The organism is Rhodococcus sp. NPDC058505 (assembly GCF_042720095.1).
In the GTDB taxonomy this organism is placed as follows: domain Bacteria; phylum Actinomycetota; class Actinomycetes; order Mycobacteriales; family Mycobacteriaceae; genus Rhodococcus_G.
Genome location: NZ_JBHXNB010000025.1, coordinates 46,459 through 57,301 on the forward strand (window position 1 = coordinate 46,459; position 10,843 = coordinate 57,301).

Genomic DNA, 10,843 nt, shown 5'->3' on the forward strand with positions numbered 1-10,843 from the left:
GACAACTCAGTTAAGCACGGTTATCTTGAATTCGGTTATTGACCGTTAACCGAATTGACCGGACAGGTGGCGGAATGGGCTTCGACGGGGATCTGAACAGGGCCGAACACGAGCGGCTGGTGACGGAATTGCGTGAGCGCGTTGCCGCCGCCGCGCTCGGCGGCAGCGAGCGGTCCCGGCAACGGCACGTCGACCGGGGCAAGCTGCTCCCGCGGGACCGGGTGAACACCCTGCTCGATCCGGGCAGTCCGTTCCTCGAGTTCTCGCCCCTCGCGGCGAACGGCCTCTACGACGACGAATGCCCCGGCGCGGGCATGATCGCGGGCATCGGCCGGGTTGCGGGCCGGGAATGCGTGATCGTCGCCAATGACGCGACCGTCAAGGGCGGCACCTACTACCCGATGACGGTCAAGAAGCATCTCCGCGCGCAGGAGATTGCGCTGCAGAATCACCTGCCGTGCATCTACCTCGTCGATTCCGGTGGCGCGTTCCTGCCGAGGCAGGACGAGGTGTTCCCGGACCGCGAGCACTTCGGCCGCATCTTCTACAACCAGGCCACGATGAGCGCCAGGGGGATTGCGCAGATCGCCTCGGTGATGGGGTCGTGCACCGCGGGCGGTGCGTACGTGCCCGCGATGAGCGACGAGGCCGTCATCGTCCGCAACCAGGGCACCATCTTCCTCGGTGGCCCGCCGCTGGTGAAGGCCGCGACCGGGGAGGTCGTCACCGCGGAGGAGCTCGGCGGCGGGGACCTGCACTCGAAGGTCTCCGGGGTCACCGACCACCTCGCCGCCGACGACCAGGATGCGCTGCGCATCGTGCGCAACATCGTCGCCACGCTCGGCCCGCGCGGCCCGCGGCCATGGGAGGTCGCCGCGACCGTGGACCCGGACGCCGATCAGAACGAGCTCTACGACGTGGTCCCCACCGACCCGCGCACCCCGTACGACGTGCACGAGGTGATCGGCCGGATCGTGGACGGCGCCGCCGAGACCGACCACCGCGACGGCACCAGCTTCCAGGAGTTCAAGGCCGAATACGGCAAGACACTGGTCACCGGTTTCGCGCGGATCCACGGCCACCCGGTCGGCATCGTCGCCAACAACGGCGTCCTGTTCGCCGAATCCGCCATGAAGGGCGCGCATTTCATCGAGTTGTGCGACAAGCGGTCCATCCCGCTGGTGTTCCTGCAGAACATCGCCGGCTTCATGGTCGGCCGCGACTACGAGGCGGGCGGCATCGCCAAGCACGGCGCGAAGATGGTCACCGCCGTCGCCTGTGCGCGGGTACCGAAGCTGACCGTCGTGATCGGCGGCTCCTACGGCGCGGGCAACTACTCGATGTGTGGGCGGGCGTACTCGCCCCGGTTCCTGTGGATGTGGCCGAACGCGCGGATCTCGGTGATGGGCGGCGAGCAGGCGGCGTCGGTGCTCGGCACCGTCGGCTCCGGCAGCGACCCGGACGCGATTCGTGCCCAGTACGAGGCGCAGGGCAACCCCTACTACTCGACCGCCCGGCTGTGGGACGACGGCATCATCGACCCGGCCGACACCAGAACTGTTCTCGGACTGGCCCTGTCGGTGTGTGCGAACGCGCCGATCGAGCCCGTCTCCTACGGCGTCTTCCGGATGTGAGCGACATGACTGTGAGCGAAATGATGACGACGGCACCATCTTCCGACACCGCGGGCGCGTTCCGCACCGTCCTTGTCGCCAACCGCGGCGAGATCGCGGTCCGGGTGATCCGCACCCTGCGCGCGATGGGGATTCGCTCGGTCGCCGTCTACAGCGACGCCGACATCGACGCCAGGCACGTCCACGAGGCGGATACCGCGGTGCGGCTCGGCCCGGCGCAGGCCAGGGAGAGCTACCTCGACATCGGGAAGGTGGTCGACGCGGCGCTGCGGACCGGCGCGCAGGCCGTGCACCCGGGCTACGGATTTCTCTCCGAGAACGCGGCATTCGCGGCGGCACTGGAGCAGGCGGGCATCGCGTTCCTCGGACCGTCCGCGCACGCCATCGAGGTGATGGGCGACAAGATCACCGCCAAGAACGCGGTCGCCGCGTTCGATGTGCCCGTGGTGCCGGGCATCGCGAGGCCGGGCCTGACCGACTCCGAACTGATCGACGCCGCCGGCGAGGTCGGCTACCCGGTGCTGGTGAAACCGTCCGCGGGCGGCGGCGGCAAGGGCATGCGGCTGGTGGAGGATCCCGCGGACCTGCCCGCGGCGCTGGCCAGTGCGCGCCGGGAGGCGGCGTCCGCGTTCGGCGACGACACCCTATTCCTGGAACGATTCGTGCTGCGGCCAAGGCACATCGAGGTGCAGGTCCTCGCCGACATCCACGGGAACGTGATCCACCTCGGTGAACGCGAGTGCAGCCTGCAGCGCCGACACCAGAAGGTCATCGAGGAGGCGCCGTCACCGCTGCTGGACGCCGCGACCCGGGCCCGGATCGGCGCTGCGGCGTGCAACACGGCCCGCAGCGTCGACTACGCGGGCGTCGGCACCGTCGAGTTCATCGTCTCCGCGGACCGTCCGGACGAGTTCTTCTTCATGGAGATGAACACCCGGCTGCAGGTCGAGCACCCGGTCACCGAGATGGTCACCGGCGTCGACCTGGTCGAATGGCAGCTGCGGGTCGCGGCAGGGGAGAAGCTGACACTCGGCCAGGACGCCGTCACGATGACCGGGCACGCGATCGAGGCCCGCGTCTACGCCGAGGACCCGGCCCGCGGCTTCCTGCCGACCGGCGGCACCGTCGTCGACCTCGTCGAGCCGAGCGGCCCCGGGGTGCGGGTGGATTCCGGCCTGCGGGTCGGCACGGTGGTCGGCAGCGACTACGACCCGATGCTCTCGAAGGTGATCGTGCACGGCCCGGACCGTGCGACGGCGCTGCGCGGCCTCGACCGTGCCCTCGCGCGGACCGCGATCCTCGGTGTCGTCACCAACATCGACTTCGCCCGGTTCCTGCTCGCCGACCCCGACGTGCGCGCGGGCAACCTCGACACCGGCCTGCTCGACCGCAGGGTCGACGACTACCTCCCCCCCGACGCCACCGACGATCAGGTCGTCGCGGCCGGCGTGTACCGCTGGTTGACCCGGTGGCCGCAGGGCCCGGCCGACCCGTGGTCGGTGCCGACCGGATGGCGGGTCGGCGGCGCAGCGCCCACCGGCATCCGGCTCGCCACCGCAACGCGCACCGAGCACGTGCGCATCACCGGTCGCCCCGACCTCGCCGAGGTGTCGCTTGAGGACGGTGAAACCCGTTCCCTGACCGCATCGTTGGACGGCGGACTGCTGCGTGTGGTGGTGGACGGGCGCAGTGCGACGTACCGGGCTGCCGCCAACGACGGACACCTGTGGCTGGCGTCGTCGTCGGGGGTCGTGATGGTCCGCGAGGTCGCGGAGGTCAACGTCCGCACTGGCGACGCGCACGCCGGGGAGGCGGAGCTGACCAGCCCGATGCCCGGGGCCGTGATCGCGGTCGGCGTCGACTCCGGGGCCGCGGTCACCGCGGGAACCACGATCGTCGTTGTCGAGGCAATGAAGATGGAACACGCACTGACCGCACCGATCGACGGAACCGTCGAGGTGTTTGCTGCCGCGGGCGACCAGGTGAAGGTCGATCAACTGCTGGCACGAGTGATCCCGAATGCATTGAACGAGAAGGGTTGACGAGCAATGACCGACTACCTCTCCACCGGGTCGCTGCCCGACGAGTACGAGCAGCTCGCCAAGACCGTCCGCGACTTCGCGCAGACCGTCGTCGCGCCGGTCGCCGCCGAGCACGACGCCAACCACACCTTCCCGTACGAGGTGATCGACGGGATGGCGGACCTCGGCCTGTTCGGTCTGCCGTTCCCCGAGGAGTACGGCGGCCAGGGCGGCGACTACTTCGCGCTGTGCCTGGCGCTTGAGGAACTCGGCAAGGTCGACCAGTCGGTCGCCATCACCCTCGAGGCCGGGGTGTCGCTCGGCGCGATGCCGGTGTACCGGTTCGGCAACGACGCCCAGAAGCAGGAGTGGTTGCCGCAGTTGACGAGTGGCCGCAGCCTGGCCGCGTTCGGGTTGACCGAGCCCGGCGCAGGGAGCGACGCCGGCGGCACCCGCACCACCGCCCGCGAGGACGGCGACAGCTGGGTGATCAACGGCAACAAGCAGTTCATCACCAACTCCGGAACGGACATCACGACCCTGGTCACCGTCACCGCGGTCACCGGGGTGAAGGACAATGGCAAGAAGGAGATCTCGACGATCCTGGTGCCCGCCAACACGCCGGGGTTCACCGCCGAACCCGCCTACAACAAGGTCGGCTGGAACGCCTCCGACACCCACCCGCTGTCCTTCGACGACGTGCGGGTCCCGCGAGCGAACCTGCTCGGCGAACGCGGTCGCGGCTACGCCAACTTCCTGCGGATCCTCGACGAGGGCCGGATCGCGATCGCGGCGTTGTCCGTCGGCGCCGCGCAGGGCTGCGTCGACGAGTCGGTGAAGTACGCGAAGGAGCGGGAGGCGTTCGGGCACCCGATCGGGGCCAACCAGGCGATCGCGTTCAAGATCGCCCGGATGGAGGCCCGCGCACACACCGCCCGCACCGCCTACTACGACGCGGCCGCGTTGATGCTGTCCGGCAAGCCGTTCAAGAAGCAGGCGTCGATCGCGAAGCTGGTCGCCAGCGAGGCCGCGATGGACAACGCCCGCGATGCGACGCAGATCTTCGGCGGCTACGGCTTCATGAACGAGTACACCGTCGCCCGGCACTACCGGGACAGCAAGATCCTCGAGATCGGCGAGGGCACCACCGAGGTGCAGCTGATGCTGATCGCGCGGGAGGCGGGGCTGTGAGCGGCGCGCAGCCGCGCCGGGTGGTCCAGCGCGGCCTGTGGTTCGAGGAGTTTGAGACCGGCGTCGTCTACGAGCACCGGCCCGGCCGGACCGTCACCGAGTCCGACAATGTCCTGTTCACCACGCTGACGATGAACACCCAGGCGCTGCACCTCGACGCCGCGTTCGCCGACGCGCTGCCGCCGTTCAACGCTCGACTGGTGAACTCGATGTTCACCCTGTCCACCCTCGTTGGCCTGTCGGTGGCGCAGCTGACGCAGGGCACCATCGTCGGCAACCTCGGGTTCTCCGAGGTCGCGTTCCCGATGCCGCTGTTCCACGGCGACACGATGTACGCGGAGACCGTGATCGTCGACAAGCGGGCGTCGAGGAGCAGGCCCGGTGAGGGCATCGTGACCTTCGCGCACACCGCCCGAAACCAGCACGGCGACGTCGTCGCCACCGCGGTCCGCACCACGATGGTCCGGATGCGCCCGGAGGGGGAGCAATGACGGAGTGGAGCCCCCCGGGGCCCGCCTGGCTGTTCTGCCCGGCCGACCGGCCGGAGCGGTTCGCGAAGGCCGCCGCCGCGGCGGACGTGGTGATCCTCGACCTCGAGGACGGCGTCGCGCCCGGTGACCGGGAGGCGGCCAGGCGTGCCCTGATCGACACCCCGCTCGACCCGCGGCGGACCGTCGTCCGGATCAACGCGCACGGCACCGACGACCAGCGGCTCGACCTGGAGGCGCTGCTATCGACGAACTATCCGCGGGTGATGCTCCCCAAGTGCGAGTCCGCGGACCAGGTGCGGTCGCTGGCGCCGAGGCAGGTGATCGCGCTGATCGAGTCCCCGCTCGGCGTGCTGACCGTCACCGAATCGGTGCAGGTCGCCAACGCGATCGGCGTGATGTGGGGCGCCGAGGACCTGGTCGCCGCGCTCGGCGGGAACTCCAGCCGCCGCGCCGACGGCACCTACCGGGACGTGGCACGGCACGCCAGGTCGGTGTCGCTGCTCGCCGCGAAGGCGCACGGCAGGCTCGCCCTCGATGCGGTGTACCTCGACATCGGTGATCTCACCGGCCTGCGGGCCGAGGCGGACGACGCCGTCGCGGTCGGGTTCGACGCCAAGGTGTCGATCCACCCGAGCCAGGTCCCGGTGGTGCGGCAGGCGTACGCGCCGACACGGGATGACCTCGACTGGGCGCGCAGGCTGCTCGCCGCTGCGGGTGCGGAGCGCGGCGTGTTCACCTTCGAGGGCAAGATGGTGGACGCCCCGGTGTTCCGGCACGCCGAGCGGATCGTGCGTCGGGCGGGTGATCAGGAGGTCGAGTGACGATGACGGGACCACACGCAGCGGGGGACCACTCGACGGGGCCGCAGTGGGTTCCGTCGGACGAGGACGTCGAGGGGGCACGCGTCACCGACTTCGCCTCGTGGGCGGAGGGACGATGGGGTGTCCGGTTGCCCGACTACCCGACCCTGTGGCGGTGGTCCGTCGACGACCTCGACGACTTCTGGCTCTCGGTGTGGGAGTACTTCGAGGTCCAGTCGCCGACGCAGCCCGGCCCGGCCCTCGTCGATGACACGATGCCCGGCGCCCGCTGGTTCCCGGACGTGCGGCTGAACTACACCCGGCAGGCGTTGCGGCACGAGACGCGGCGCAGGCCGGCGATCCGCTACTCCGGGGAGGGTGTCGCCGACACCTCGGTGTCCTGGGCGGAACTGCGGCGGCAGGTCGGTGCGCTGGCGGCCACGTTGAAGGCACACGGCGTCGGCCAGGGGGATCGGGTCGTCGGGTATCTGCCCAACATTCCGGAAGCGGTGATCGCGTTCCTCGCGACCGCGAGCCTGGGCGCGGTGTGGGCGGCGTGCGGTCAGGACTACTCCGCACCCGCCGCCCTGGCCCGGCTCGGGCAGCTGGACCCGGTCGCGTTGATCGTCGCGGACGGGTACCGGTTCGGCGGCACGGTGCACCGACGCGACGCCGAGGTCGCGGACCTCCGCGCCGGACTGCCGACGCTGCGCCTGACGGTCCGCACCCCGCACCTCGGCGGCGCGGCCGACGACGAGTCGGCGGAGCCCGCGGGCCCGCCGCCGCCGGGGGCCGTGCTGTGCTGGGCCGAGGCGACCGCCGGGGCGGCGCCGCTGGATCCGGTCGACGTCCCATTCGACCATCCGCTGTGGGTGGTGTTCTCCAGCGGCACCACCGGGCTGCCGAAGGGCATCGTGCACGGTCACGGTGGTGTGGTGCTCGAGCATCTGAAGTCATTGGCGCTGCAGAACGACATCGGCGCCGCCGACACCCTGTTCTGGTACACCAGCCCCAGCTGGATGATGTGGAACTTCCAGGTCGCGGCGCTGCTGGTCGGTGCGACCATCGTCTGTTACGACGGCAGCCCGTCGTACCCGGCGCCGGACGCGTTGTGGGAGTTGGCGTCCCGCACTCGTGCGACGATGCTCGGCACCAGTCCCGGCTATCTGCTCGGGTGCGCGAAGGCCGGTGTGGTGCCCCGGGACGCGCACGACCTGTCCGCGTTGCGGTCGGTGGGGATCACCGGCTCCGCGCTGCCGCCGTCGTCGTCGATGTGGCTGTCCGAGAACGTCGGCGAGACGGTGCCGGTGTTCTCGATCAGTGGTGGAACCGATGTGGTGACGGCGTTCGCCGGTGGCGTCCGGACGGTGCCGGTGTGGCCGGGTGAGCTGTCGGTGCCGTACCTCGGGGTCGCCCTCGACGCGTTCGACGAGAATGGGGGGTCGGTGCGGGGCGCGGTCGGGGAGCTGGTGGTGACCCGCCCGATGCCGTCGATGCCGGTGTCGTTCTGGAACGACGCCGACGGTGCGCGCTACCGGGACGCCTACTTCGCCGACTATCCGGGGGTGTGGCGGCACGGGGACTGGATCACGATCACCGACCGGGGCAGTGTCGTGGTACACGGACGTTCGGATTCCACATTGAACCGCAACGGTATTCGAATGGGCAGCGCCGACATCTATCAGGCCGTCGAGGGGCTGCCCGAGGTGGCGGAGGCGCTCGTACTCGGCGTCGAGGGGACCGACGGCGGATACTGGATGCCGCTGTTCGTCGTCCTCGCCGAGGGGGTGGAACTCGACGACGCGCTCCGCGAGCGGATCCGCGGCGCGGTGCGAGACCAGGTGTCGCCGCGGCACGTCCCCGACGAGGTCCTCGCCGCGCCCGGCATCCCGCACACCCGCACCGGGAAGAAGCTCGAGGTGCCGCTCAAGCGGATCCTGCAGGGCGGGGATCCGTCCCGGATCGTCGATCGCAGCGCCGTCGACGCACCCGACCTGATCGACTGGTACGCCGCCCGCAAGCGGTGACGCGACCGGACGGAAGGATCGGCCCCGGTAGGCGGGGTCGATCCTTCCCGATCAGGTGGTCCGGCCGAGCGCGCGGATCAGTGCGGCGTTGAGGGTGTCCGCGGGGGTCATCGGCAGGGTGTGGTGGGTGGCGCCGTCCAGGACCGTGACGTGGGCCCGCGGCATGGTCGTCGAGATCGTGGTCGCAAGTCGGCCGCTGCGGTGTGCCTTGCTGTCGGCCGCGAGGATCACGGTTGTGTCCACCGGGGACTCGGCGAGCGCGGCGCGGCGGGGCCGTTTCGGGACGATGGTCCTCGATGTCGGAAAGTGCTCGGCGCCGAGGGCGAGGAGGGTGAGCCAATCGTCGTCGATCGGCGCCGCGTCGGTCTCCCAGCGGATGAAGGCGCGTTCCCGGGTCTCGGTGGGGCGCAGCAGGATCGGTGCGGCGCGGGCGAGGTACCGGAAGCGGAATCCCGCGAAACACGACGTGGGGTCGAGCAGAACGAGGGTCGAGACCCGGTCCGGGCGGTGGAGCGCGAAGGCGAGTGCGATCATCGCGCCGTACGAATGCCCGACGAGGCGGAATGTGTCGAGGCCAAGTCCGGTGGTGACGGCGTGCAACCAGGACAGTAGGTCGTCGGCGGTGCGCATCGGGTCGCCGTGCGCGGTGCTGCATCCCGCGTCGCCGAGCAGGTCGAGCGCGTGGACCCGGTGGTTCTCGGCGAGAGCGGCCACGTTCGCGAACCACACCGTGGAGGTCGCGCCCGCACCGGGCAGCAACACGACGGGTGGGGCATCCGCGCGGCCACAGGAGTGCACCCGGGTGGTGCCGAACCGGGACTCCACGTCGGTGCTGGTCACCTCGACGGGCCACTTTCCGAGTACGCGGTCGTAGGCGCGCCGGAAGGCGGCGCCCTCGACGCTGGCGGTGAAGTCGGCGAACGTGCGCACGGCCACTCCTTAGATAGCTCGATGAATCGAGATACTTTGGTTGTCGAGATAGTAGGGTGTCGGCATCGAGTTGTCGACACCTGGAGTTGCGGATGGACACCGGCAGCAAGGCCGACGAGAACCCGGTGCGCGGTGAGGACCCGCTCGGCACCGTCCACCGACTGCGCGCGTTGATGGTCGAACTACACCTGATCGGTGCCGAGTTCGCGCGGGTGAACGGGTTGCACGCCACCGACGTCCGCGCCCTGATCTGCCTGCTCGATGCCCGCCGTGCCGGGCGGGCCGCGACCCCGACGTGGCTGCGCGAACAGCTGCACCTCAATTCGGCGTCGGTGACCGCACTGGTTGATCGGATGGAGCGGGCGGGGCTCGTGCGGAGGACCAGGGACGAGCGGGACCGGCGACGGGTCCGCGTCGACGTCACCCCGCATGCCGTGGAACTCGGCTGGTCGTTCTTCGGTCCGGTGATCGCCAACGCGACGGCCGTGATCGGTGGGTACAGCGTCGAGGACCGCGCGGTCGTCGACCGATTCCTTGCCGACATGACCCGAGCGGTCGAGGCACAGGCGGGCGGCGAGGAAGGCGGATAGCGTACGGCGCGGTTCGGAGGTGGCAAGGCCGCACCGCGGGGTTCGCGGCGGGCGCGCCGGTGGCGTCGTCGCTACGATCGGTGGCATGGCCCTTCTGTATGACGCAGAGTTGTCTCCCACCAAGATCGACCTGATCCGAAACTGGCTGCCGCGCGCGCACTTCGGTGTCGGTGCCGCGCCCGCCTTGGAGCGGGTTGGTGCATTCCGGTTTGACGATCCGGCGGGTGAAGTCGGTGTGGAGACGCACCTGGTGCGCGGCGCCGACGACGTCATCCATCAGGTACCGATGACCTATCGTTCGACGCCGCTGGTCGGCGCGCGGCTGATCGGGGAGATGGATCATTCGGTGCTCGGGCGCCGCTACGTCTATGACGCGACAACCGACCCTGTCTACGTGCAGCAACTGCTCGTCGTTGTCTACGGCGGTGGCCGCGAGGCCGAGCAGTACATCCACGTCGATGATGCTGAGCCGAGAAGGATCGCCAGCACGGTTCGTGTCCGGGGCAGCGGGGCCGGCGGAGCCGAGGCTCCCGCCGTCACGCGGGTCAGCGTCGCGGATCACGGTGGTAGCACCATCATCGGCGCGGGCAGGATCGAAGTCGTTGTGCACCATCAACCGGTGGATGCGGATCCGGACGGACCCACGCTGGTCGGCGAGTGGGACGGTGGTCGAGGTGTGCTGGCGTCGGTAAGGCAGTTGGACGCCTCCACACCGTGGTAGCGCACCGAAACGGACTTCCCGTGGTGCCGCACGCGCCGACCTGCGCTGGTGCGGCGTTCGGACGGGCAGCCGCCCAGGCCGCGACCTATCCGGTCGTGGCCTCGGCGGCTCCGTGGTTCTATTGTGTTTCAGGGTGTTTCAGGTGCTGAACAGCAACTGTCTTCGATTGTGTGCCGGGATGGGTTTCCGGTCGGGGTCGATCCAGTGTGGGGGTGTGAACCACGGATGGCCATCGTCTCCGATGTACACAGTCCATTTGCCTTTGTGGATATATCGGTGGTGAAAGCGGCAGAGCAGCACCAGGTTCGACAGTTTCGTTTCGCCTCCGTTGGCCCAGTGATGAATATGGTGGGCGTCGGTCCAGGCGGTGGGTCGGCCGCATCCTGGGTAGGCGCAGCCGCAGTCGCGGGCGTCGAGGGCGCGGCGGAGTCGGCGGGG

At 69.8% G+C, this 10,843-nt stretch carries 10 protein-coding genes; 8 read left to right on the top strand and 2 right to left on the bottom strand.

All coding sequences use genetic code 11. The annotated features are described in order from the left end of the window. The first annotated feature begins 74 nt into the window (after nt 1-74). The 6 genes from ACFWPA_RS16940 to ACFWPA_RS16965 are packed head-to-tail and all read left to right on the top strand — an operon-like array spanning nt 75 to nt 8,164. Nucleotides 75-1,634 carry a carboxyl transferase domain-containing protein gene (locus ACFWPA_RS16940; protein WP_378571097.1) on the top strand — a complete coding sequence of 520 codons (1,560 nt, stop codon included), beginning with the start codon at nt 75-77 and terminating at the stop codon, nt 1,632-1,634. Between the two features lie 5 nt (nt 1,635-1,639). Further along, nucleotides 1,640-3,676 carry a biotin carboxylase N-terminal domain-containing protein gene (locus tag ACFWPA_RS16945; protein ID WP_378571099.1) on the top strand — a complete coding sequence of 679 codons (2,037 nt, stop codon included), beginning with the start codon at nt 1,640-1,642 and terminating at the stop codon, nt 3,674-3,676. A gap of 6 nt (nt 3,677-3,682) precedes the next feature. Continuing rightward, nucleotides 3,683-4,846 (top strand): acyl-CoA dehydrogenase family protein, encoded by a 1,164-nt coding sequence (locus ACFWPA_RS16950; RefSeq protein ID WP_378571101.1) that lies wholly within the window; start codon nt 3,683-3,685, stop codon nt 4,844-4,846. After that, on the top strand, nt 4,843-5,337 hold the full coding sequence (locus ACFWPA_RS16955; protein ID WP_378571104.1) for a MaoC family dehydratase: 495 nt from the start codon (nt 4,843-4,845) through the stop codon (nt 5,335-5,337). The genes ACFWPA_RS16950 and ACFWPA_RS16955 overlap by 4 nt, the downstream gene beginning before the upstream one ends. Continuing rightward, nucleotides 5,334-6,158, top strand: coding sequence for an HpcH/HpaI aldolase/citrate lyase family protein (locus ACFWPA_RS16960; RefSeq protein ID WP_378571106.1), 825 nt, complete (start codon nt 5,334-5,336; stop codon nt 6,156-6,158). The genes ACFWPA_RS16955 and ACFWPA_RS16960 overlap by 4 nt, the downstream gene beginning before the upstream one ends. Nucleotides 6,159-6,160: 2 nt before the next feature. Beyond that, on the top strand, nt 6,161-8,164 hold the full coding sequence (locus ACFWPA_RS16965; protein WP_378508101.1) for an acetoacetate--CoA ligase: 2,004 nt from the start codon (nt 6,161-6,163) through the stop codon (nt 8,162-8,164). 51 nt (nt 8,165-8,215) lie between these two features. On the opposite strand, the gene ACFWPA_RS16970 is transcribed toward ACFWPA_RS16965, so the two are convergent. Then, entirely contained in the window at nt 8,216-9,094 is an 879-nt protein-coding gene (locus tag ACFWPA_RS16970; RefSeq protein ID WP_378508100.1) for an alpha/beta fold hydrolase, read from the bottom strand. A 92-nt stretch (nt 9,095-9,186) separates the two neighbouring features. Here ACFWPA_RS16970 and ACFWPA_RS16975 point away from each other — a divergent pair, with 92 nt between their 5' ends. Then, complete coding sequence (locus ACFWPA_RS16975; RefSeq protein ID WP_378508099.1) at nt 9,187-9,684, top strand: MarR family transcriptional regulator; 498 nt, start codon at nt 9,187-9,189, stop codon at nt 9,682-9,684. An 85-nt stretch (nt 9,685-9,769) separates the two neighbouring features. Next, nucleotides 9,770-10,405, top strand: coding sequence for a hypothetical protein (locus ACFWPA_RS16980; RefSeq protein ID WP_378508098.1), 636 nt, complete (start codon nt 9,770-9,772; stop codon nt 10,403-10,405). Nucleotides 10,406-10,543: 138 nt separating this feature from the next. Here the strand turns inward: ACFWPA_RS16980 and ACFWPA_RS16985 are convergent. Next, nucleotides 10,544-10,843: HNH endonuclease signature motif containing protein (locus ACFWPA_RS16985; protein WP_378571109.1), on the bottom strand; the 300-nt coding region annotated here is incomplete at its 5' end.